This window comes from Clostridium sp. LS3 (assembly GCF_055330225.1).
Map to the genome: position 1 here is coordinate 1,608,556 of NZ_CM143921.1, position 23,967 is coordinate 1,632,522.

Annotated in this window: 18 protein-coding genes and 2 riboswitches; of the genes, 12 read left to right on the top strand and 6 right to left on the bottom strand. The window is 26.5% G+C overall.

What is annotated here, in order from left to right; translation table 11 throughout:
• The first annotated feature begins 183 nt into the window (after positions 1–183).
• The 4 genes from ACZJV1_RS07425 (at position 184) to ACZJV1_RS07440 (ending at position 4,763) form a co-directional block, all read left to right on the top strand.
• Entirely contained in the window at positions 184–951 is a 768-nt protein-coding gene (locus ACZJV1_RS07425) for an ABC transporter ATP-binding protein (protein WP_463651886.1), read from the top strand.
• Complete coding sequence (locus tag ACZJV1_RS07430; protein ID WP_460287730.1) at positions 941–2,932, top strand: ABC transporter permease; 1,992 nt, start codon at positions 941–943, stop codon at positions 2,930–2,932. Before ACZJV1_RS07425 ends, ACZJV1_RS07430 begins: the two co-directional genes overlap by 11 nt.
• Positions 2,933–3,081: 149 nt before the next feature.
• Positions 3,082–3,753: a response regulator transcription factor gene (locus ACZJV1_RS07435; protein ID WP_460287728.1), complete on the top strand. Its 672-nt coding sequence runs from the start codon at positions 3,082–3,084 to the stop codon at positions 3,751–3,753.
• Positions 3,750–4,763: a sensor histidine kinase gene (locus ACZJV1_RS07440; protein ID WP_460287727.1), complete on the top strand. Its 1,014-nt coding sequence runs from the start codon at positions 3,750–3,752 to the stop codon at positions 4,761–4,763. Before ACZJV1_RS07435 ends, ACZJV1_RS07440 begins: the two co-directional genes overlap by 4 nt.
• Positions 4,764–4,872: 109 nt before the next feature.
• Here the strand turns inward: ACZJV1_RS07440 and ACZJV1_RS07445 are convergent, their stop codons facing one another.
• The gene (locus ACZJV1_RS07445) at positions 4,873–7,230 is read right to left on the bottom strand and encodes a family 10 glycosylhydrolase (RefSeq protein ID WP_463651887.1); all 2,358 of its coding nucleotides are present in this window, start codon (positions 7,228–7,230) and stop codon (positions 4,873–4,875) included.
• Positions 7,231–7,558: 328 nt separating this feature from the next.
• A complete protein-coding gene (locus ACZJV1_RS07450; protein WP_463651888.1) occupies positions 7,559–8,746 on the bottom strand; it encodes a cation:proton antiporter in 1,188 nt (395 codons plus the stop codon).
• 55 nt (positions 8,747–8,801) lie between these two features.
• Positions 8,802–8,875, bottom strand: a riboswitch (Fluoride riboswitch).
• A 235-nt stretch (positions 8,876–9,110) separates the two neighbouring features.
• On the opposite strand from ACZJV1_RS07450, the gene pulA reads away from it, so the two are divergent.
• Positions 9,111–12,050 carry a type I pullulanase gene (gene pulA / locus ACZJV1_RS07455; RefSeq protein ID WP_463651889.1) on the top strand — a complete coding sequence of 980 codons (2,940 nt, stop codon included), beginning with the start codon at positions 9,111–9,113 and terminating at the stop codon, positions 12,048–12,050.
• A 201-nt stretch (positions 12,051–12,251) separates the two neighbouring features.
• Here pulA and ACZJV1_RS07460 read toward each other — a convergent pair whose 3' ends face one another.
• The gene (locus ACZJV1_RS07460) at positions 12,252–12,527 is read right to left on the bottom strand and encodes a hypothetical protein (protein ID WP_463651890.1); all 276 of its coding nucleotides are present in this window, start codon (positions 12,525–12,527) and stop codon (positions 12,252–12,254) included.
• 101 nt (positions 12,528–12,628) lie between these two features.
• Positions 12,629–13,273, bottom strand: coding sequence for an energy-coupled thiamine transporter ThiT (thiT, locus tag ACZJV1_RS07465; protein ID WP_463651891.1), 645 nt, complete (start codon positions 13,271–13,273; stop codon positions 12,629–12,631).
• Between the two features lie 64 nt (positions 13,274–13,337).
• A riboswitch (TPP riboswitch) is annotated at positions 13,338–13,438 on the bottom strand.
• A 241-nt stretch (positions 13,439–13,679) separates the two neighbouring features.
• Here thiT and ACZJV1_RS07470 point away from each other — a divergent pair.
• Together ACZJV1_RS07470 and ACZJV1_RS07475 are read left to right on the top strand one after the other, a co-directional pair.
• Positions 13,680–14,759, top strand: a complete 1,080-nt coding sequence (locus tag ACZJV1_RS07470) for a L,D-transpeptidase family protein (RefSeq protein WP_463651892.1) — start codon at positions 13,680–13,682, stop codon at positions 14,757–14,759.
• Between the two features lie 224 nt (positions 14,760–14,983).
• The gene (locus ACZJV1_RS07475) at positions 14,984–15,553 is read left to right on the top strand and encodes a GNAT family N-acetyltransferase (protein WP_460287721.1); all 570 of its coding nucleotides are present in this window, start codon (positions 14,984–14,986) and stop codon (positions 15,551–15,553) included.
• Between the two features lie 62 nt (positions 15,554–15,615).
• On the opposite strand, the gene ACZJV1_RS07480 is transcribed toward ACZJV1_RS07475, so the two are convergent.
• Positions 15,616–16,185, bottom strand: coding sequence for a protein kinase family protein (locus ACZJV1_RS07480; RefSeq protein WP_463651893.1), 570 nt, complete (start codon positions 16,183–16,185; stop codon positions 15,616–15,618).
• A 268-nt stretch (positions 16,186–16,453) separates the two neighbouring features.
• On the opposite strand from ACZJV1_RS07480, the gene ACZJV1_RS07485 reads away from it, so the two are divergent.
• From ACZJV1_RS07485 to ACZJV1_RS07495, 3 genes are all read left to right on the top strand, one after another.
• Positions 16,454–17,359, top strand: a complete 906-nt coding sequence (locus ACZJV1_RS07485; RefSeq protein ID WP_463651894.1) for a GNAT family N-acetyltransferase — start codon at positions 16,454–16,456, stop codon at positions 17,357–17,359.
• Between the two features lie 154 nt (positions 17,360–17,513).
• Positions 17,514–18,365 (top strand): aldo/keto reductase, encoded by an 852-nt coding sequence (locus ACZJV1_RS07490; protein ID WP_463651895.1) that lies wholly within the window; start codon positions 17,514–17,516, stop codon positions 18,363–18,365.
• 581 nt (positions 18,366–18,946) lie between these two features.
• The gene (locus ACZJV1_RS07495; protein WP_460287717.1) at positions 18,947–19,732 is read left to right on the top strand and encodes a class I SAM-dependent methyltransferase; all 786 of its coding nucleotides are present in this window, start codon (positions 18,947–18,949) and stop codon (positions 19,730–19,732) included.
• 45 nt (positions 19,733–19,777) lie between these two features.
• Here the strand turns inward: ACZJV1_RS07495 and ACZJV1_RS07500 are convergent, their stop codons facing one another.
• Positions 19,778–21,124 carry an MATE family efflux transporter gene (locus ACZJV1_RS07500; RefSeq protein WP_463651896.1) on the bottom strand — a complete coding sequence of 449 codons (1,347 nt, stop codon included), beginning with the start codon at positions 21,122–21,124 and terminating at the stop codon, positions 19,778–19,780.
• A 268-nt stretch (positions 21,125–21,392) separates the two neighbouring features.
• Here ACZJV1_RS07500 and ACZJV1_RS07505 point away from each other — a divergent pair, with 268 nt between their 5' ends.
• Entirely contained in the window at positions 21,393–22,604 is a 1,212-nt protein-coding gene (locus ACZJV1_RS07505; protein WP_460287715.1) for a hypothetical protein, read from the top strand.
• Between the two features lie 147 nt (positions 22,605–22,751).
• Complete coding sequence (locus ACZJV1_RS07510; protein ID WP_460287714.1) at positions 22,752–23,957, top strand: hypothetical protein; 1,206 nt, start codon at positions 22,752–22,754, stop codon at positions 23,955–23,957.
• Positions 23,958–23,967: the final 10 nt, after the last annotated feature.

A 23,967-nucleotide genomic window follows, 5' to 3' on the forward strand; every position in this document is an offset into this window, starting at 1 on the left:
TATACGGCAAACCTTTAATTAAGAAGGTTTGTTTTTTTTACTTAATTATACTTATCTTACAAAAATGAAAGGTTAATGAAAGTTAGATAAATATGTAATTACTTAATCGTAGGTTAAACTATATTTGTAAACAGAAATAATAAATATTAAATAAAACATATAGTACATTATTGGAGGAGAAATATGAAAAACATTTTAAGTGTAGAAAAAATCGAAAAATATTATGGTAATAAAGAAAATGTAACTAAGGCTATAGACAATATTAGCTTTAAAGTTGAAAAAGGTGAGTTCGTTGGAATAATGGGACCATCAGGTAGTGGGAAAACAACGTTACTTAATTGTATTTCAACAATAGATACTGTAACAACAGGAAATATAATAATAAATGATAAAGATATTACAAAATTAAAATCAAAAGAACTTGAAAAATTTAGAAGAGATGAATTAGGCTTTATATTCCAAGATTTTAATCTTTTAGATACGCTAACTGCTTATGAAAATATAGCATTAGCATTGACTATTCAAGGTAGAAGTCACAATAAAATTGATGGACTTATTAAGGGTGTTGCAGATAACCTTGGTATTACACAAGTATTAAGTAAATATCCTTACCAAATATCAGGAGGACAAAAGCAGAGAGTAGCGTCGGCAAGAGCAATTGTTACTAACCCATCATTAATATTAGCAGATGAACCTACAGGAGCTTTAGATTCTAAATCATCAAGATTACTTTTAGATTCTTTTGAAACTCTTAATAAAGAATTAGAAGCGACAATATTAATGGTTACTCATGATGCCTTTACAGCAAGTTATGCACATAGAATCTTATTTATCAAAGATGGAAAGATATTTAACGAACTTGTAAGGGGAGGGAATTCTAGAAAAGAATTCTTCAATAGAATTATAGAAGTAGTTACTCTTTTAGGAGGTGATGCAGGCGATGTATTCTAAGATAGCATTTAACAACGTAAAAAAGAGTTTAAAAGATTACGCAATATATTTCTTAACATTAACATTTGCAGTTTGTATATTTTATAGTTTTAATTCTATAGAATCTCAAAAAGTATTATTTGAAATGAATAGCAGTCAATCAGAAACAATAGCAGGGTTGAGTAAAGCCTTAGGAGTGGTATCAATATTTGTATCATTTATTCTTGGAAGCTTAATAATATACGCAAATAACTTTTTAATTAAAAAGCGTAAAAAAGAGCTGGGAATTTATATGACATTAGGAATGGGAAAAAATAAAATTTCTAAGATATTACTTGGTGAAACTTTAATAATAGGTGCTGCATCTTTAGTGGCAGGGCTAATAGTAGGTATTGTATTTTCTCAAGGACTATCAGTGTTTACAGCTAAATTATTTGAGGTAGCTATGGGAGAATATAAGTTTGTTATATCATTTGAAGCAATTATTAAAAGTACAATTTACTTTGGAATAATATTTTTATTAGTTATGATATTTAATACTATTGTAGTTTCAAAATATAAATTAATTGATATGCTAACAGCTTCAAGAAAAAGTGAAAATGTAAAACTTAAAAATCCGATTGTAAATATTATAATTTTTATAGTTTCAATTTTAATATTATCAGCTGCATATTATTTAGTAATAAAAGCAGGATTAAGACCAGAGGATATTAAGTTTGTTATGTCTTTAATATTAGGAATAGTAGGAACTTTATTATTTTTTATAAGCTTAGGTGGATTTAGTATATCTTTAGTACAAAGAAGCAAAAAAACTTACTTTAAAGAACTTAATATATTTGTTTTAAGACAAATAAGCAGCAAAATAAATACTAACTTTGTATCTATGACAGTAATTTCATTAATGCTATTTTTAACAATAACAACTCTTTCAACAGGGCTTAGTTTTAAAAATGCTTTAGAAAGTGGTTTAGAAGACTCAACACCATTCTCAGCATCAGGAGCAATGTATGTAGATGAAGAATCAAAAGTGAAAAGTATAAAAGAAGTTTTTGATGAATTAAATATAACATTTACAGATGAAGAAAAATATGTAGAATATAATGAATACTACTTAAATGATAAATTAGAAGATGTTCTAGGAAAGTATAGCAAAGGTTCAAAACCAATGAGTGGATTTGGCGACAATTATATTAATGCAATAAAAATATCAGATTATAATAAAGTAATGAATTTAAAAGGAAAAGAAGAAAAAAGTTTAAAGGAAGATGAAGTTTTAATATCTTCATCATTTGCAAATAAAATTAAAGAAATAAATGAGTTAGTTAAAAGTGATAAGACAATTAAGCTAAGTAGTAAAGAGTATAAAATAGCTAGTCCTGACATAATAACAGAATCACTTTACACAGATCAAATTTCTACTAATATATTTACAGTTATAGTACCGGATAACTTTAGTGGAGAATTAAAACTTTCAACATCAAGATTTAATGTTAATTATCCAGAAAAATATGAAGAAAAATACGCAAAGATATTTAAAAACTTTATGGATGGAGAATATTCAGATGCTGAGACAGGTTTTGTTATAGGATACACAAGAGATCAAATATATGATTCAAGTAAAGGAATGACAACTATAGTAGTATTTATTACAATATATTTAGGAATAGTATTCTTAATTTCTAGTGCTGCAGTGTTATCATTACAACAATTATCAGAAGCAGCTGATAGCAAAGATAGATATAAATCATTAAAAAGAATAGGTGCTTCTAAAAAGATGATAAATAAAACTATATTTAAACAAACTCTTATATACTTTATGGTTCCATTAGTTTTAGCAATAGTTCATTCAATAGTTGGAATTAGTGTTATAAATGACTTTATTGAACTATTTAATCAACCAAGTATAGGTGCATCATCATTTATTACATTATTTACATTAGTAGGAGTTTATGCGGGATATTTCTACGCAACATATACAGGATATAAAAATATAGTTAAATAATAAAGTAGCAGTCTAATGGGGCTGCTACTTTATTTAGATGCTAAATTATAAATTTTAGTATATAATAATAAATATAATTAATTTTGATATAAAATTTATAATTGCAAATTATATTTTAATGATAAATTTGATTTATGTAGAGGTGAAAAATGTATAAAATCGTTATAGTTGAAGATTCAGAATCTATAAGAGAAGAATTAAAGACGTATTTAGAAAGGTATGGATATGAAGTAGAAGCACCCGATTCCTTTGAAAATATTATAGAGCATATAAATAATAGTAATGCAAATTTAATATTATTAGATATAAACCTTCCACTTTATGATGGTTACTATATTTGTAGAGAAGTAAGAAAGAAGTCAGATGTGCCTATAATTATAGTTACAAGTAGAGATAGTCAAGTTGATGAGCTTATGAGTATGAATTTGGGAGCAGATGACTTTATAACAAAACCATATAATACAGAAATATTAGTTGCTAGGGTTTCTGCTTTACTAAAAAGAAGTTATGGAAAAAATAGTAATGAAGAAGTTATATCTTATGGAGATTTAAAGTTAAATTTGGCAAATGGAAGCATTACATATGAAACTAAAACCGTAGAGCTTACTAAAAATGAGCTTAAAATTTTAGCTCATCTAATAAAAAATAGGGGGAAAATAGTTTCTAGAGATGCTTTAATGGATGCTCTTTGGCAATCTGATTTATTTTTAGATGATAATACATTATCAGTAAATGTAACTAGATTAAGAAAGAAGATAGAAGAAATAGGACTAGATAATATTATAGAGACAAGAAGAGGATTAGGGTACATAATGCCATGAGTATATTAGAGTATATAAAGGAAAGAAAAGCTATAATAATAATAAATATTTTTTTATTTATACTTGTAGCAATAACTTTAATAGTTGCAAATAGAAATATATGGTTGACTGTATTGATTTTCTCAACATGGATATTACCCTTAATAGCTAATATTTTAGTTGAATATTTTAAACAGAATAAATTTTATAATGATATGATTTCTATATCAGAAAAGCTAGATAAAAAATATCTTTTACCAGAAGTGATTGAAGAGCCAAATTTTTTAGAAGGCAAAATAGTTTATGATGTATTAAAAGAAACAAATAAAAATATGAATGAAAATGTTAAATACTTTAAAAATAAACAAATAGAGTATAGAGAATATATAGAAACATGGGTTCATGAAATTAAAACCCCAATTGCTTCAACAAAGTTAATATTAGAAAATAATGAGAGCGAAATTGCTTCAAAAGTATCTTATGAAATAAAGAAAATAGAAGGCTTTATAGAACAAGTATTATATTATTCTAAGAGTGAAGATGTTAGTAAAGATTATATAATTAAAGAGTTTAATTTATCAGAGGCAGTTAAAATTTCAATAAGAAATAATTCTAGAGATTTTATAAATAAAAGAATAAAATTAGAGCTCAGTGAAATAGACTTAATGATATTTAGTGATATAAAATGGGTAAGCTTTATTATTAATCAACTAATTGGAAATGCTATTAAGTATAGTGAAAAGGGAAATGGAAAAGTAAAAGTATATTCAAAATCAAATGAAAATAGCAATTCATTAATTATAGAAGATAATGGAGTAGGAATTAATGAAAGAGACGTAGATAGAGTATTTGAAAAGGGATTTACAGGGGAAAATGGAAGGCTTTTTGGTAAGTCAACAGGAATAGGATTATATTTATGTAAAAGCCTTTGTGATAAATTAGGATTGGGACTTAAATTAGATTCTAAAAAAAATGAAGGAACAAAAGTAGAAATAGTATTTCCTTTAGGTAAATTCACCATGTTTAGATAGAATAGAGTAACCATTAAATATAAAACTAAAATAAAGTTACCCTAGTAAGAATAGTATATTACTTAATTCTTACTAGGGTGCTTTTTATTTTAAATATTTTATTTATAGGCTATTTTTTCTTAAATAAAGCAGCTCCAGCTATAGTTAGAATTGAAGCAAAGCTCAATAAAAGTGATGAATTTCTTCCACCAGTAGTAGGAAGTTTACCTTGTTCATTCTTACCTTGTTCATTTTCATTATTTTCATTTTTATTTTCTTTTAATTCTTTAATTTTTGCTTCAGCTTTTACAAGTTTGTCTAAATTAGTTATAGCTGAGTCATTGTTTGCAATAGTAACTAATTCTCTAGCAGCCTTTATAGCTTCTTCATTCTTTAAAGTTATATTTTCTAAAGCAGGAAGCTTGTCTATTGCATCAATAGCAGTATTTTCTTTAGCTTTTTGTTCATCTTCCTTAACCTTCCCAGCTTTAAGCTCTGCTATTCTATTTTCAGCAGCAACTAAAATATCTAGGTTAGTAACATAAGAGTCATTATTTAAAGCTTTAACTAAAGTCCTAGCTGAAACAACAATAGCTTCATCTTCTAATGTCAATTTATCTAATGAAGGAATCTTATTAATTGCTTCAATAACAGGAAGTGCAGCAGCTTCTTTATCTAAAATTTCTTTATTAAATACTTTAGATTCGTTTTCTACTGAAGCATTATCTATTACAGTAACAGCATAAGTATATGTCTTGTTAGCATCTATATTTTTATCAACAAATTCTTTTCCGGCTTCAACTCCAAAACGGCTAATTAAATTAGCTGGATTAGTTATATCAACTGAATCTAAATTACCTTCTTGTCTATATACGCAGTAGAATTTGCTATCAGTATTAGTATCATTCCAACTAATTTTAATTTGATTTTCATTTATTTCATACTTAGCAGCTGACACAGGTACAGTTGCTACTTTATCTAACCAAGGCTTACCTGGTACATTAGATGGCAGATTAAAGTAATCCTTCTTTAAAATAGCATTTGCATGATTTAATACATCATATTTATCTCCAGCTCCACTAACAGTTTGAGGTAATAGCTTATTATAAGAGAAGAAACCACTACCTTTAACATTTTTAAATTTTTGATTAAATCTTAATTGATTAGCTATTTCATATGGATTTTTAAAGTTAGCATCCCAAGAAGCATCTATATATTTATAGTTTGGATGTCCAATATAAAGATGAGAATTGTTAACTCCTTCAAATTGAGCATCCCACCACTTTAATAGTTCACCATATGGAGCAGCAGGAGTATTAAATGCCCAGTATATTTGCGGTGTTAAATAATCTACTAATCCATCTTGAACCCATTTTCTAGTATTAGCAAATTGGTCTCTAAGACTTGAAGTTGAACCAGTTGGAGTATTAGATCCATCTGGATAAACCTCAGCATGTCCCCAAATACCAAATGGAGAAACGCCAAATTGTATTGACCTATCATTAGCTGTATTTATTGTATCTATTTCATTTTTAATAGCTTCTATAAGAAGACTTATATTATCTTCTCTCCATTTAGCAGCATTTTCAACATTATATTCTCCAAAGCCTCTATTATTATCTATAAAGGTTTGTTTATCGATGTCTTGTTCATAGAAATATATGTCTTTTTTATTTTCAGTGTACTTATATGGATAAAAGTAATCATCAAAGTGAATAGCATCTACGTCATACTTAGTTGCAACTTCATTAACTCTAGCAACAACATAATCAATAACTTCAGGTTTACCAGGATCTAAAAATAGTTTATTTTGGAATTCATAAACTAAATCTGAATGCAATCTTGCAAAGTTGTTTTCTGCAAGCTCATTTAACTTTTCAGTAGCAGGTCTTGTATCAAGAGTATTATTAGTAACTCTATATGGGTTAAACCAAGCATGGAATTCCATACCTCTTTTATGAGTTTCTGAAACCATCCATTCTAAAGGATCAAATCCATTAAATCCAGGATCTTTACCCTGATATGTGTAGCTACTTCCACCTTTATGAAGATATTGAGACCAAGGTGCAATATCTGATGGATACCAAGCATCAAGCATTGGACTTACTTGGAATGTAACTGCATTAAAGTTTAACTCTTCAAACTTATCTAAATAAGATGTAAATTGATTTTTAAACTCTTCTTCAGCAGAAAGGTTTGCATCAAGATTAATTGGATTAACATCAATATTAACTACAGTTGAAAGCCAAGCTGTTCTAAATTGCTCTTTTGGATTTACAAATTCATTTGGAATAGTGACTTGAGGTCCATCCTTATAAAGAGAAACAGGTTTAGTCTCATCATAAGTAATTTCTCCAGTTTGGAAATTGTACTCCTTAAAGTTAAATAGTGGTGATTCATTTTCTAAAGCGAATGCCTTAGTTGAAATTAGTGTTTGACTAGTTATGCTAGCAAGTAAAAGCAAAGCTAAAGTCTTTTTCTTATTCATCAATACCCCTCCTAATAAATAAAATGTAAATATATAACATGGAAATGTTTACATGTTATTCCTATTGTAACCTATAAGATTTAATATTTCAACATATTTTTTAAAAATTGAAATATATTTTCAAAAATGGGAAGTAAAAAAGCTCTTATAACTTAGGAAAATAAAAAAATCATCTTTAATTTTAAAAATAAATAACTTAATATAGCATATGTTTGCCAAAGTCAATATAGAAAGAATTCCATAATAAAAGCTAAGCCTGAAAATTTAATTTAGACTTAGCTTTTTAAATTACTTGGTTATTATATAGTTTTTTTAGAATCTATAGAATTTATTTTTCTGAAGTAATTAATAATTTTTTATAGTTTCTATCAATTAAAAATGCACCTAGTGGAGCAGTGATTATTATAGAAAGCACTGCAACTGTTAGTATAATCTCACCAGAGGCCAGACCCATTGAAAGTGGTAGGGCACCAATAGCAGCTTGAACTGTAGCTTTTGGCATATATGCTATAACGGAAAATATTCTTTCTTTAAAAGTTAATTCAGTATTAATTAAACAAATTAAAACCCCAATCATTCTAAATAATAATGAGCCTAAGATTAACAGAATAGCTACTATCCCGGAATTTAATGCATACTTAATATTTACAGTTGCTCCAACTAAAACAAACAAAAATATTTCGGCAGCAACCCAAAGCTTTGAATATTTAAGAGATATCCTAGTAGCTAATTTAGGGTAAGTTTTTAATATAGTTGCGCCAAGGCTCATAATAGCAAGTAATCCAGAAATAGGAATAACGTTCTTTAATAAGTTTTCAATAGTTATAAATAAAAACGATACACTTAATATTATAAGAATTTTAATAGAGTCGCGCATATGAATCTCTTTAAATAGGTAGACAAGAGCTAAGCCACCCATAATGCCTAATATTATTCCAAGTACTATAGAAATTGGAATTTCTAATAAAGACATATAAGAAAAGCTACTACTACCTGTAGCAATGCCTGTAAATGAAGTGAATAACACTATTACAAATATATCATCTACAGAGGCTCCAGCTAAAATCAATTGAGGAATACTTTTTTTAACTCCATAACCTTCATTCATAAGTTTTAGCATCCTAGGAACTATAACAGCTGGAGAAACAGCAGCAATAACAGTGCCCATTATTGCAGAGTCAAGTGAAGATAATCCTAAAAGTTTAGGTCCAAGCAATATAAATCCCAGTATTTCAAAGGTAGCAGGAACGAAGCACATTAAAATAGCAGGTCTACCAACCTTTTTTAAATCTTTAATATCTAATGCTAGACCTGCACGAGTTAAAATTATTACAAGAGCTATCTGTCGAAGTTCAGATGAAATTCCTAAAATACTTCCATCTATTAAATTAAGCATATGAGGTCCTAATATAATTCCTGTCAATATCATACCTACAAGACTTGGCAATTTTAATTTAGAAAAAATAGAACCCATAAATATACCAGATAAAATAATAAGAGCTAAACTAGTTAACATATAAAAATCCTCCTTTGTTTAATAATTAAAAAAAGCTAATGATTTCTGCAAAAAAAACATTGCAGAAGTCATTAGCTTAGTAAGCGGTTTTGACATAAGTCAAGGGAGAACTTCATTCCCTTAAATCATTATAAATATTACCATATAAAAATTAAGAAATCAATGAAAATTTAAAATAAAATTGAAGACATAATTCTAGAAAATTATATGATGATGGAATATTTATGGTGAAATATATAGTTATATAAAGAATACCTTATATTATAGAAGAAGTTGAATTTTTAAATGATTAAAGAAAAATAGATAGAGGCAATAATTAAGGATAGACATAAAATATAATATTAAAATTTTAGGAGTTGAAATAATGGTAAGATACAGCGATGATATAAAGTATAATGACATAAGTAATAACAACTCTTTTAAAATAAGTAATAAATTATTAAAGAATAGTGAAAGCTTTGATGGTAATTTACTAGAAATTAAGACTTCCTGTAATGAATTTCACTTAGGTGAAGAAATTCAGCTTGTAGCATTAAGAGAATCTATATTTGGAATAAAAGAACTAAGAGAGGTTTATTGGACAATTGATTATAAAGGAACAGATATAAACATAGAAAAAGACATCATTAAAATAAGTAAATCACTAAAAGATAAAAGCTCGATTCAAATAAGTTGTATTGATAAAGAAACTGGAGAAAAAGCTTCTAGGGAATTTCCTATTGTGTTAGAAGAAGTAGAAGATACATTAATACATTTTATAAAAAATGATGGTGATTATTTTGGTGATGGATATAAATGGGGTTTATGGGGTTTTTCTAATGAGGGAGATTCTTACCCCATAGAATTATTACAAGAAAGTGACTTTGGAAGATGTGCTTTTGTAAAGGAAGAAAATATAATTGCAAGAAGAAAAGCTTGGGGAGATAATTGGGGTAATGATTGGTCAGAACAAACAGCTACCTTTGAAATACCAAAGGGAGTGAAAAATTGTTATATAATTTATGGTGAAGATAAGCTTATACTAGATTTAAAAGAGGTTATAGAATATATAGGACCAAGAATAGAGACGGCAATAATGGATGATAAGGATAAAATAACAGCCTTTTTATCTAAAAAACCATTAGATGTAACTGAGTTTTATATTTATATAAATGAAGTAAAAGAAGAAAACTGTGAATATGTGATTTATAAGGATTTAAAAAAAGTAGAGTTTATAAATTTAAATTTAAATATATCACCAATGGATCTAGTTGAAGTAAGATCAAGTAAGACATTTCTTCCTTGTAAAGTTACGATGAGAAGGTTTTTAGACAGTTATTATTATAAAGAAAATGATATGGGCATTGTCTATGATAAAGAATATATATATTTAAGAGTTTGGGCTCCAACTTCTTTTAAGGTAGAGTTATGTTTATATGATAATTGGTATGATATAAACGAAAATGAAAAAAGCTTACATCAAATGAAAAGAAATAATATAAGTGGAACTTATTATAACAAAATAAATAGAAAAGAAAATGAAGGAAAATTTTATCTATATAAGCTTTACTTTAAAGATATAGATAGGAATGGATTAGAATATATAAAAATAAACTATGCAGTAGACCCTTATACAGTATCTGTAGGTATAAATGGTGAAAAAGGCTTTTTAATAGATATAAATAATATAAAAACCATGCCACTAGGATGGTTATTTGATAAAAAACCAGAGCTTTTAAGAAAAGAGGATTCTATAATTTATGAAATTCATGTAAGAGATTTTACTATAAGCGATGATAGTGGAATAGATAAAAATATTAGAGGAAAATATTTAGGACTAGCAAAAGAAGGAGCTAGATATAAAGATACAAAAAGAAAAATTGAAGTTAAAACAGGTATTGATCATCTAAAAGAACTTGGAATAACACATGTGCATTTATTACCTATATTTGACTTTGGTTCAGTTGATGAAAGAAAATCAAACAAAAAAGGAAATAGAAACTGGGGATATGATCCTAAAAACTATAATGCTCCTGAAGGCAGTTATTCAAGTGATCCATATAATCCAATAGCTAGAATAATAGAACTAAGAGAAATGATAAAGATTCTTCATAAAAATGGAATAAGAGTAGTTATGGATGTAGTTTATAATCATATGCAAGAAACTAGAAATTTAGATAGTCTTGTTCCATCATATTACTTTAGAACAGATTATAGAGGAAGATTTACTAATGGTTCAGGCTGTGGTAATGAAATAGCAACAGAAAGGCCTATGGTTAGAAAGTTTATTATAGGTTCTATAACTCATTGGATAAAGGATTATAATATTGATGGTTTAAGATTTGACCTTATGGAATTAATAGACATAGATACTATGAGAGAAATAACTAGCTTAATAAAGAAAATTGATGACAATATATTAATTTATGGAGAGCCTTGGAAAGGAGGAGAATCATCACTACTAAATGGAACCTACAGAGGAAGGCAAAAAGGTGAAGATTTTTCCGTATTTAATGACACTTTTAGAGATTTTATAAGGGGAAATAATAGTCCATCAAATGGATTTTCAAATGGAAATCAACATAATGGACCTACTGCATGGAATATAATAGAGGGTTTAAAAGGATCTATAAATACATTAACATTTAATCCTAAGGAAACTATAAATTATGTAGATGCTCATGATAACTACACTCTCTGGGATCAAATAGAGAAAAGCTTAAAACCTAATATTAAAGAAGATGAATATAGAAAAATATTAGAAAATAATGTTTTAGATAATCATTTAGTAAGAAGAAATATTTTATCCCTTTCAATAATATTAACATCACAAGGAATACCATTTATTCAAGGTGGAGCAGAAATATTAAGAACAAAAAATGGAGACCACAATAGTTATAAAAGTCCAGATAATATAAATGCAATTTTTTGGAGGGATAAAGCAAAATATATAGATGTATTTAATTATGTAAAGGGATTAATAAATATCAGAAAAAACTATAGGGAATTTAGACTAGATAGTAGAGATGACATAAATAACAACATTGAGATTAGTTTTTTAAATGGAGATGAAAAGGCTGGAGTAATAAAGTGTCATTTTAGAAACCTATACAATATTGAAAAAAACTTAAATGATTTAATTGTAATTTATAATGGAACATCTATAGATGATTATGATATAAATCAACATATTCCTGAATCAAAATCTGGTGAGTGGAATATTATAGCAGACCATAGTTATGCAGGGATAGAAACTATAAAAATTGTTAAATCTTATTTTATTCCTAAGTTAAAGTCTTATTCAATTATGATTATATATTCATAAGAATTATTAAAATAAGAGGCTAGTTAAACCTAAAATGAATCCTATATGAAGGACATTTTAACTTTAACATAGCCTCTTAATTTTTGTAGTATATATGTTCTAATTAATATTCTACATTATCTATATTTAAATTGAAATCAATAGTTAAAATTCAAAAAGCAAGTTTAATAGTAAATTAGAATCATATATATAATAAAACTTTTAATATCCAGAGCTTAAAATAGCTGCAATAATTATTGATCCAAATATAAGCCAAAGAACTATTCCAATAGCAATCATAATAAGAGTTGCTTGGAAGTAAGTTTTCTTACTTTTATTCACATTTGATCCAAAAGCCCAAACAAACATTAAAACTATGTTTGCAATAGGAATTAACATTAAAAGAAATGTTATTATCCAATCTTTCAATGTCATTGGTTGAGAATACTTGTCGTAGTTAATATCATTATTTGTGTTGTTAGTTAAATTATTATCCATTATTTTCACTCCCCTAAAACTTAAAGTTATTATTTCTTAAATATTATACTATAAAATTTAAGAAATAATAACTTTAAGTAAAAAAATGTAAATTTGCAAAATTAATGAGATAAGCTTTTACTTCCTTCTATAATTCTATTTATAGGTAATAATCCTATAATAACTAAAACTACAATAAGATTTCCTCCAACAACAGCACCATTAACTACAAGAGAATATAAAGCTGGAGACCATCCTTCAGGTGCAAATTGTCCAAAGAATATAAACCCTGATATAAAGTGAAATATAAATTTAATAAACATACCGAGAAATGTTCCTAAAAGTTTTTTATCTTTAAAATACCCAGCTAGTCCAACTGCCATAAAAGGAAGAGGATAGTCAAATAAAACTTGAATTGGATGAAGTATATAAGGGCTGATAATTAAATATATTATCCCAAATAAAAATCCAGTAAGCATACCTATTTCAGGACCGTAAATAAAAGCAATAAGTAGTATTGGGACCATACTACCTAAATTTATACTACCAGCACCATTAGGTAAATCTACTATCTTTACAAGGTGAAGGATCGTAGCTAAGGCTAAAGCAATGCCAATTCTAGCCATAATCTTTGAATCAAGCTTTATTTTTTTAAATCTAATAAAAGTAAGTATTAAAATAATAACTCCTAAAAGAGTAGCTAAAGAAAGCGGGCTTTTTAATATTTGACTAAAGCTTTCTCTTAATGTGTTAATAAAATTTTCCATTTAAAATACCTCCTAAAAATATGCTAGGAGGTACGTTTATAGCTTTATAATAATTTAATTCCATAAAAATACATTGTGACTTTCCTACGCTGGTATTATCCAGATCAGGTAAAGAGGGTTAATGAAAAATCATCTCTCAGCCTAAAGGCACCCCTAGCACTTCTTTTATTTAATTTACAAGTAAAGTTTACATAAGAATGAAATAAAAGTCAATAATTTTTAATATAGTATTTTATATAGAGAAATAAGAAGGTATCAGTTTGAAATTGATTGGAATAATTTACTATTTATTTGGTTTATAAAAAAATGTATGATAATAATTAGAGTTACCAATAATTTATTTACAATGCTGAACATAATTTTAATACTAATTTACAAAAGACTTTTTGATATACGGGGGGGAAAAATGATAAAAAACAAAAAGATAAATTTAATTATAGCATCGTTAGTACTAATTTTTATTGTTATAGGATTTAGTGCTTTTTATGTGAACAAGGTAAAAAAAGATAGAGTATTAGATGCAAAAATAGAAGAAGTATATGAAGAAGCAGATAATATTAAAATTTTAAATATGAATAATGATGAAGAAGAGCTTTATAGTAAATTAAAAGAAGACTTTAACAAAGCTATAAGCAGTAAAAAACTAAATGAAGCAAATGAAGTTTTAGATAAGTTAAAGGACTTAAAATCTTCGGTTGAGAAGAGAATTCAAGATGAAGCAAAAATAGAAGAAGAGAAAAAGAAGGAAGAAGAAAAACAGGAAAAAGAAAATGAAATAGCATTACCTGAAGAAGCTAAGAAAAAAGAAGAGGCTTCAAAGGTTGAGAATAATACTTCGAATTCAAATACTCAATCTATAGCTCCGTCTAATAATGAGCCTAAGATTGCCAATACATCAGTTGCTAAGAATTCTAATCAAATAATTTCAGTTGTGAGTACAGGCGGTAGTACAGCTGAGTTAGTTCTATGGCAAAAAGATAGCAATGGAAAATGGTATGAATATGATAGTATGTTTGCAAGATTAGGTGAAAATGGAATGAAAAATGCAAGTGAAGTTTATGAAATGGATTTATGTACTCCTACAGGTGTATATAGTTTAACAGAAGCTTTTGGAGCAGCACAAAATCCAGGAAGTGGAGTTCCATATAGAGTATTAGATGGTTCAGAATATTGGGTAGATGATGTTAATTCACCTTATTACAATACAATGCAGTTTGGAGCACCAAATGGTAGATGGAATTCAGCAGAGCATTTAATAGATCATAGCAATTCATATAAATACTCTTTAGTAATTGATTATAATAGATGGCCAGTTGTTCCAGGGAAAAGCTCTGCAATATTTTTACATGTAGATGTTGGGGTTCCAACTTGGGGATGTGTAGCTGTTGAACAAAGCAAGATGAAAGAAATTTTACAATGGATAAATCCAGGTTCGAACCCTAAAATAGCTCTTGCCTTAAGTTATGGTGAACTTTATAGCTATTAACAAATAATTAATATATTATTTAAAAGAAAAGTTATACATTAATAAATTTATTAGTGTATAGCTTTTTTTATTAATAAGTTGTAGGCTAAGTAAAAATTATTTATAATTATTTTATGATATATGAAAAATATGGAACAAATTTAAACTTTATAAATAAAAGGAAAAAAAATTTAAAATTAATATACCTATAATTTGATAAACACTTATAAAGGGGATGTAATATTATGAAAAAAGATTTATTATTTAGTCAATTTCCTTATATTGAAAGTGAAGAAATTATATTAAGTAAAATAGAAGAAGTTAATTTAGAGGATTTATATGAAATTTGTGCAAATGAAAATTTATATAAATATAAACCTGGAAATGCAAAGAAATCTATTGATACAGTAAAAAATATGATTGCTCATTTTCAAAGAGATTTTCAAAAGAAAAAGATAGTTTTTTTAGGTGTTTTTCTTAAATCTAATCCTAAAAAGCTTGTAGGTGTAGCGGAAATTTTTGATATAGATGAAAAAGTGAGTGTAGTTACTATAGGATATACTTTAAATGAAGATTACTTTGGTAAGGGGATAGCTAGTAATATTGTTAAGACCTTAATAAAATATTTATTTAATGAAGTAGAATTAAACAGAATACAAGCATATGTAATGGTTGAAAATATTAAATCTCAAAATGTATTAAAAAGAAATAATTTTATAAAAGATGGTACTATAAGAGAAGGGAATATATGGACAGGAAAAGGAATAGTTAATTTAGAGTTATATTCAATATTAAAATCAGAATATATAAAGTAATGTCTTTTATAAGTGAGAACTAGAGATAAATCCACTAAGATTTATCTCTAGTTCTCACTTAATTAGCCATATCTATAAATTCTTTTTCTTCTAGGACAAGCGAGATAATTATAAGCGTCAGTCCAATAAGAAAGTAAATCTGGCTTGTATTGTAAAACATCTTTTAAAAACTTATCAAATAAGTGAAGTTTAACTAGTGTTTTTATTATATCTTTAGGATAAGGAGTAATTTTAGTAAAAGGTTTTCTTGGATCAATAACCATTATTTTACCCTTAGAGTCTACAAATATATGTGCATTTCTAATATTAATTCTCTTAAACTTAAGCCTTTTTAAATCTTCAATTAAATCTATAATTTCCTTTGATAAATTATAAGGCAATCCATGTTTAGTAATGTATTCAAAAAGATTTTCTCCACCTACATATTCTCTTATTAAAATATTACTTATCCTTAAAATTGGATTTGGGAAAAAGGGACTGTCTAAAGTTTTTTTAAATATTTCTTCTTCACTTTTAGCAGCTTTTATATTCTTAAAGGTTTTAAGTGCATAACCTTCTGGTGTTAAATAAACAGAACCTTCAGCTCCAGAACCTAATAGCTTAAAATCTTGAATTTCTAATAAGTAGTTCATAATACCACACTTAATTAATTGCTTTTAAATATTATATGCAAACAAAAATAATATGTTATTAGTAATTAGACTATTTAGATTATAATGTAATAATTATATTTGTAGTAAGTATATATTTAATATTAATATTTAAATATAGAATATATATGGGAAATAAGTAAAGAAAAATTTTTAGGCAAGTTAAGGTATTAAAGAAAGTCTCTGAACTTAAATAAAATTAGTTAATAATTTTGTAATTTAGATAAATTAAAAGGTTAAGGGGAAAATAATGTATGAATTTATTTTGGTAAAAGATTTAAAGAAAAATAAAAAGTATAGAAAAAGTTTTAGTAAGTTAGCAGCAGATACATTTGGATTAGACTTTGAACAGTGGTTTGAAGAGGGATATTGCAATGATAATTATATTTCATATTCCTATATTCATAATGATGAGGTAATTGCAAATGTTTCTATAAATAAATTTACTATAGTCCAGAATAGAAAGATTAATAAAGCAATTCAATTAGGAACAGTAATGACAGATAAAAATTATAGAAATAAAGGTCTAATAAGAAGGCTTATGAAGGAAATATTTAAAGAATATGAAAAGAAGGTAGATTTTATATATTTATTTGCAAATAATTCTGTTTTAAACTTTTATCCTAAGTTTGGATTTAATAGAGTAAATGAAACTTCATATGAGATAAACACTGAGAATATAATTTATATTGAAGATATAAAGAATAAGAAAACAACTAATATTAAAAAGTTAAATTTAGATTTAAAAGAAGATAAGAAGATAATAGATAAAATGTGTAAAAATAGAGTTCAAGTTTCAAATAAGCTTGGAGTTATAAAAGATGAATGGCCACTTAAGATTTATTGCAAATATATGTACAAAGATAATCTTTATTATATTCAAGATGAGGACGCTGTAGCTATAATGGAAAGAAATGATAAAGAACTTATATTAAATGATATTTTAAGTAAAAAGCCTATAAATTTAGATAATATAATATTAAAAATACTAGAGAAAGATGATAAAGTTATAATATTTAATTTTGTTGCAGAAAGTGAAAAATTTAAAGTAAGTATTAAACCTAAAATAGATGATGACAATGCTCTATTTATAAAAAAATGCAAAGGAGACTTTAAAGATGAAAGCATACTTTTTCCTATAACGTCTCACACTTAATTAATAAAAATAAATATAGCAGAATTATCAATAAGTATAGCTTATTCTTTAATGATTAACCTTATTGCACTATAATTAACTTAAATAATATTTTAAGTAGAAAGCCTATGAATTTAGATAATATAATATTAAAAATAGAAGGAGAGGAAATTTTATGAAAAATTTAAAAGACACTTATATATTAAGCAATGGAATACAAATTCCATGTGTAGGATTTGGAACATGGCAAACACCTAATGGTGAAATTGCTATTTCATCTGTAGAAGAAGCATTAAAAGTCGGATATAGACATATAGATACAGCAGCAGTATATGGTAATGAAAAAAGCGTTGGTATAGCTATTAAAAACAGTGGTGTACCTAGAGATGAGATATTTGTTACAAGCAAGCTTTGGAATACAGAGCAAGGATATGAAAGTACTCTAAAGGCTTTTGAAAAAACAATAGAGGATTTACAACTAGAATATGTGGATTTATACTTAATTCACTGGCCAATTCCTAAGATATTTAAGGAAGATTGGAAAGAAGTAAATATAGAAACTTGGAGAGCTTTCGAAGAGCTTTATAAACAAGGAAAAATAAGGGCAATAGGAGTAAGCAATTTTAAACCTAATCATCTTCAAAATATATTAGAAAATTGTGAAATAGCTCCTATGGTAAATCAAATAGAGATACATCCAGGATTAAATCAAGATGAAACAGTTGAATTCTGTAAGAAACATAACATATTAGTTGAGGCTTGGAGTCCTTTATCAACAGGAAAAATATTTGAAGTAAAAGAAATAAAAAATGTAGCAGATAAGTATGGAAAAACTATAGCACAAATATGTATAAGGTGGTCACTTCAAAAAGGAAACTTACCACTTCCAAAATCAGTAACAGCAAGTAGAATTGCTGAAAATGCTGAAGTGTTTGATTTTGAACTTAAAGAAGAGGATATAAAGTTTATAGATAATTTAATTAATTGTGGTGGATCAGGAATGGATCCAGATAATATAAATTTTTAAGAACTTGGAGAAGATGATATTCCTCATATAGAAGTGCAAGAGATATTGAGAGTAATGACTAGAAATAAGGAGAGTTTCCAATGAGGGAAACTCTCCTTATTTCTTTAAAATCACTATAGGAATATGAGGTCTATTATTTATTCTAAAAGGAAATAGGCTATTACCAATACCTCTACTTACAATAAGGTTAACATTATTATTTTCATACGTTATTAATTTTAAAGGTTTAGAAATAAGTTTGTCATAGGAGCAATAGTCTTAATTTCACCATTATAGATAACTTCGAAATTAGCCAGAGTTTTATTAGTTAAGTTGCTTACATAAATCTATTTTAAGGCACAGTTATCAATTTAGTCTATATAAAGTTCTCGAATAATATTATATTTATTACTTTTGAAATATTAGTAAACATCTACATTATATTCCTAGTTATGGATTAACACAACATCATTTAGCAAGAATGGAACAGTAGAATATATTATAGATTGCTATAATGAAATTGTCATACTTATATTTTAAATTTTGCTATGGAGGCTATCAAATTATGTCTCGAAAAAAATTAATTAGGAGGAAGATGAATTATGGATAAATATTACTATGGTGACCTGTGCTCTTTATTTTATGATATTGATAAGCCCGAAGCGCCAAAAGATGAATTGGATTTTTTACTTTCATTTGCAAATGAAAATATGAAAATTTTAGAACCTATGTGTGGTTCAGGAAGATTTTTAATTCCTTTTTTAAAGAAGGGTTTTGATATTGATGGTTTTGATTTATCTAAGGATATGATAAAGAGATGCAAAGAAAAACTATTGTCAAATAATCTTTCAACAGGAATTGATTTATGTGATTTTACCACATTTAATCATAGCAAAGAAAAGTATGACCTTATTTTTATTGCATCAATTTCTTTTTCATTACTAACTAACAGAAGAGATATTAACAACGCCCTGGAGATGATGAAAAATAGCTTGAAATCATCAGGGAAAATCGTTTTGGGTGTGGAAACTGACATTAACTATCGCAATAATAAATCTTATGCTGATGAATATAAGTTTGAAACTGATGATTTTAAAGAAAGAAAAAGAGTAGAAAAGGGCTCGTTTGAAATTTTATTAAAAGAAAAATCTGCATATAATCCCTATCAGCAAATTATGTATTTGCCGGGAGTATATGAGCTTTATATCAATAGTGAATATATTCGTTCAGAACATGAAGACTTTTATTTAAGACTATACAAACCTAATGAGCTTGATGAAATTGTTGAGAAGTGTAGATTGAAAATAGTAAATAAATATACGAATTTTAATAAAAGTGATTTTGACTTTCAAGGCGCTGAAGAAATATTTTATGAACTGCATAAATAAAACAAGCTGTATCTAAATTAATTTAGATACAGCTTACTTCATTTATTAATTAGCGAGTTCTTTTTCTTTCATAAGGACATTAATTCTTTTAAAATAAGTAATGGCAAGAGGTACGGCAGCAGCTATCCATGCAGCAGGATCAGCTAAAGCAATTCCTGTAAAATCTAGTAGAATTGGTAATGTAAATGCAACAACTGTTCTAGCTACCATTTCAGCGACACCAGCCATCATAGGAACAAAGCTATCTCCAATTCCTTGAAGGGTATTTCTATATATAAATATAAGTCCTAGCGGTATATAGAATATAGAAACTGTATTTAAATATTGTCTTGCATATCCTATAACTTCTAAATCATTACCACTCATAAATAATTTAGTAAAAGCACCACCAAATAATACAACAACTATAGTAGATATAATACTTACAACTATACTTATCATAGTACATTTTTTAACTCCCTCTTTTATACGATCAATTCTTCCAGCACCAAGGTTTTGTCCACTGTATGTTGCCATAGCAACTCCAAATGTAACAGCAGGTTGCATTACAAGTTGTTGAACTTTAGAGGCAGCAGTATATGAAGCAATTACTTTAGAACCAAAGGAATTAAGAGCGCTTTGAAGTATCATTGCTCCAGCAGCTGTTATTGAAAATTGGAGAGCCATTGGAACACCAATTCTTAATTGCTTTTGAACATAGCTTTTTCTAATTTTCCAATGCTTCTTTTTAAGCTTTAAAATAGGAAATTTCTTTATTATATATATTGCACATAAAATTGCAGAAACAGCTTGTGAAATAACAGTTGCATAAGCAGCTCCAGCTACTCCCATTGAGAAGTTAACAATAAATACAATATCTAATACAACATTTAATATTGAAGAAATAATTAAAAAATATAAAGGTGTTTTGCTATCTCCAAGAGATCTTAATATGCTTGCAAGAATGTTATAAAATATTATAGCAATATTACCAGCATATATTATGATTATATAAGATAATGAATCTTGAATAATATCAGAAGGAGTGTTCATAAGCTCAAGTAAAGGTCTTGCAGAAACAACACTTATAAAAGTAACAACTATAGTCATTAAGGCAGATAAAACTAAAGAACTAGCAAAAGCTTTCCTTACTCCTTCTTCATTATTAGCTCCAAATTTTTGAGCAACTAGAACAGCAAAACCACTAGTTAGTCCAATAACAAAACCATTAACTAAAAACACCATGGCTCCAGTAGATCCTACCGCTGCTAATGCATTAACTCCAAGAAATCTACCAACTATTATAGTATCAACCATACTATAAAACTGTTGAAATACATTACCAATAAGTAAAGGAATAGAAAAAGTTAAAATAAGTTTCACAGGATTTCCTGTTGTCATATCTTTTGTCAAAAATAGCCCCCCTTTATTTAGAAATCTGTAATATAGTAAAATAAAGTATATTATAGACTTTAATATTACAATTAGTTACTTAACTATTTTAAAAACATTATAAATAATAGCACTATAAAAATTTATTAGCAACTTTATTTCAAATTTAGAAAATGAGATTGTAATGTTCATATTATTTAAAATAGTTAATAACTTTGTAACAACTTAATCAAACTATGTAAAAACTTCCAGGTAATATATAATTAAAAGTATAGGGAGGTTTTTTCTTATGAAAAAAATAATTTTACTGATGATAGCTATATTTTCTATAGCTATGGTTAGTTGCAATAATACTAAAGTATTAGAAGAAAATACTAAGGATAATAAGACATCTGATAAGTATAAAATAACTGAGAAAAATATTGAAAATACAGAAAGAGATAAATCTTTTATGCCTTTGTTTTATGATTCAGACATAATTTATGGAACGATGTCTCCTAAAAATAGTGGAGCTCCTGAAGAGTTCCAAATACCTTACTATATTGATAGTAGTGGAGCTTTTAAAAGGGTAGAAGAAGGTAAGTTTGATAAAGATGAGATAGGATTTATAAAGGATACTTATGGATGTATAGGTTCAGGGGTATATATGCTTAACTATAATAGATTAAGTGAAAGAAAATTTTATTATATAGATATAGTAAATAAAAATAAATTTGAACTAGAAGGATATGAAAAAATATATAATTCCATAGAGTTAAAGCTTAAAAACTTTGAAAATAGGGGGGCTAAGCTAGAAGGAAATGAAAATTATTATATTCAGGGATATTTTAATGTAGAAGATAAAGGGAAATCTATAAATAATGAGGAAATAATTATTATTGATTTAAAAAATGAGAGTTATTATGTTGTTAGAAACAATAATAATAGGTATATTAAATTTTATTTTGATAATAATGAAGAAGCTATAATGGCTATAGATAATTCAGGTAAAATTTATAAGTCAATATTACAAGAAAAAGAGATAGTTTTTGAGTTGTATAAAGATATTGGAGTAGAGAATTTAGAAATATATGATAAATACGGATATTTAGGAAGTTTTTATTTTGAAGATAATTTAATTCTTAATATCCATAATAATGAATCTAAGGAGTTTTACGATTATAGTAATCTTTTTTATAAAGTTAAATCAGATGAGTTTATATCTATGGATAAAGAAAAAATCGTAATAGGAAAAGTTAATAATACTAATTTTTTTATTTGTCTATATAATGAAAATAGGTATTTAGCAGAAATAAGTGATGATGGAGAAATAAATTTAATATATAAATTAGATGATTCCGAAGGATATAGGTATTTTTATGGTGTAGCTAATAAAGAAGGAAATAGTATATTTGTTACTAAAATTAAATATAATGAAGAAAATATTAAAGATTATAATGCTCCAGTAATAAAAGAAGATATGAAATACTCTATTATAGAAATAACAAAGAATGAAAATTAAATATATAGTCAAGGATATTTGATTAAGAAAATTTAATATAAGAAAGTTATAAATAATTTATAAATTTAATAACTTTGTAATAAGTTAATTAAAGTATGTAAAAACTTCCAGGTAATATATAATTAAAAGTACAGGGAGGTTTTTCTTATGAAAAAAATAATTTCACTGATAATAGCGTTATTTTCCATAGCTATGGTTAGTTGCAATAATACAAAAGTGTTAGAGGAAAATACTAAGGAAAATGAAGTTTTAAATAAATATAAGATTACGGAAAGAACTATAAATATTAATGATAAAGATATATTATTTAAGCCACTTTTTTATGATGAAGACGGAGTAAATGGTATTCTAAGTACATCTAGAACTGAGCCAGTTAGTGAAGACGAAACAAGAGGTCCATATATAATAAATGAATCTGGAGAATTAATAAAAGAAGAAAATAAATGGTTTGCAAAAGAGGGTATAAACTATATAGACTACTATATAAAATCAACAGGAAAAACAACTTCTTATAGAGGAGTTTATAGTGAAGGTATTTATACAAGAGATAAAAAATTTTACTATATAGATTTAGAAAAGAATATTAAATTTGAATTAGAATATTATGATAAAGCTTATTTTGAAATGTATTATGATTTTGGAGATATTAGTAGTACTACGTTTCAGGTAGATGATAATTATTATATAGAAGAAACTTCTAAGAGAAGAGATTCAGAGGTGAAAGAAGAAAAATCAATATTAATTGTAGATATAAAAAATGAAACTTATTATACAACTGGTATAGTAAAAATGGAATTAAATAGATTTTACTACGATGAAAAAGAAAAATCCATTATGGCATTAGATACCATTGGACAAATTAGAAAAGTAATTTTAAAGGATGGGAAAATTTATTTTGAAGATTATAAAAAATTTGATTTTTCAAAAGTTGGAATTGAAACAATAAATGGTGATACTGTAACTAGAATGGGTTATTTTAATAAGTGTGGAGATTATTTAATAATATCATTTATTGATGATAAAGGCTATAAAGATGTTTTATATAATATAAGTACAAATGAAATAAAAATAATGGATGAAGAAGTATTTATTATTAATGAAATTGAAAATACTGAATTTTTTGTGGTTAGTCATGGAAATAAACTATATCTTGCAGAAATAGGAGATAAAGGTGAATTTGATTTGATTTTTAAGCTTGCTGATGATTCATATTATCAGAATATTATAGCAAAAGCAAATAAGGAGGGAAATAGTATATTTTTTGAATTGATAAAATTTGAAGAGAATACTGCTGGTAAATCATCTTATGTTAAAGACGTAAAATATTCATTCTTAGAAATAGAAGAAAAATAAATTTATGGGG

Bases quoted from the DNA above. Each gene is read 5' to 3' on its own strand.
- ACZJV1_RS07425 (WP_463651886.1), top strand. From the start codon at position 184: ATGAAAAACATTTTAAGTGTAGAAAAAATCGAAAAATATTATGGTAAT.
- ACZJV1_RS07430 (WP_460287730.1), top strand. From the start codon at position 941: ATGTATTCTAAGATAGCATTTAACAACGTAAAAAAGAGTTTAAAAGAT.
- ACZJV1_RS07435 (WP_460287728.1), top strand. From the start codon at position 3,082: ATGTATAAAATCGTTATAGTTGAAGATTCAGAATCTATAAGAGAAGAA.
- ACZJV1_RS07440 (WP_460287727.1), top strand. From the start codon at position 3,750: ATGAGTATATTAGAGTATATAAAGGAAAGAAAAGCTATAATAATAATA.
- ACZJV1_RS07445 (WP_463651887.1), bottom strand. From the start codon at position 7,230: ATGAATAAGAAAAAGACTTTAGCTTTGCTTTTACTTGCTAGCATAACT.
- ACZJV1_RS07450 (WP_463651888.1), bottom strand. From the start codon at position 8,746: ATGTTAACTAGTTTAGCTCTTATTATTTTATCTGGTATATTTATGGGT.
- pulA (WP_463651889.1), top strand. From the start codon at position 9,111: ATGGTAAGATACAGCGATGATATAAAGTATAATGACATAAGTAATAAC.
- ACZJV1_RS07460 (WP_463651890.1), bottom strand. From the start codon at position 12,527: ATGGATAATAATTTAACTAACAACACAAATAATGATATTAACTACGAC.
- thiT (WP_463651891.1), bottom strand. From the start codon at position 13,273: ATGGAAAATTTTATTAACACATTAAGAGAAAGCTTTAGTCAAATATTA.
- ACZJV1_RS07470 (WP_463651892.1), top strand. From the start codon at position 13,680: ATGATAAAAAACAAAAAGATAAATTTAATTATAGCATCGTTAGTACTA.
- ACZJV1_RS07475 (WP_460287721.1), top strand. From the start codon at position 14,984: ATGAAAAAAGATTTATTATTTAGTCAATTTCCTTATATTGAAAGTGAA.
- ACZJV1_RS07480 (WP_463651893.1), bottom strand. From the start codon at position 16,185: ATGAACTACTTATTAGAAATTCAAGATTTTAAGCTATTAGGTTCTGGA.
- ACZJV1_RS07485 (WP_463651894.1), top strand. From the start codon at position 16,454: ATGTATGAATTTATTTTGGTAAAAGATTTAAAGAAAAATAAAAAGTAT.
- ACZJV1_RS07490 (WP_463651895.1), top strand. From the start codon at position 17,514: ATGAAAAATTTAAAAGACACTTATATATTAAGCAATGGAATACAAATT.
- ACZJV1_RS07495 (WP_460287717.1), top strand. From the start codon at position 18,947: ATGGATAAATATTACTATGGTGACCTGTGCTCTTTATTTTATGATATT.
- ACZJV1_RS07505 (WP_460287715.1), top strand. From the start codon at position 21,393: ATGAAAAAAATAATTTTACTGATGATAGCTATATTTTCTATAGCTATG.
- ACZJV1_RS07510 (WP_460287714.1), top strand. From the start codon at position 22,752: ATGAAAAAAATAATTTCACTGATAATAGCGTTATTTTCCATAGCTATG.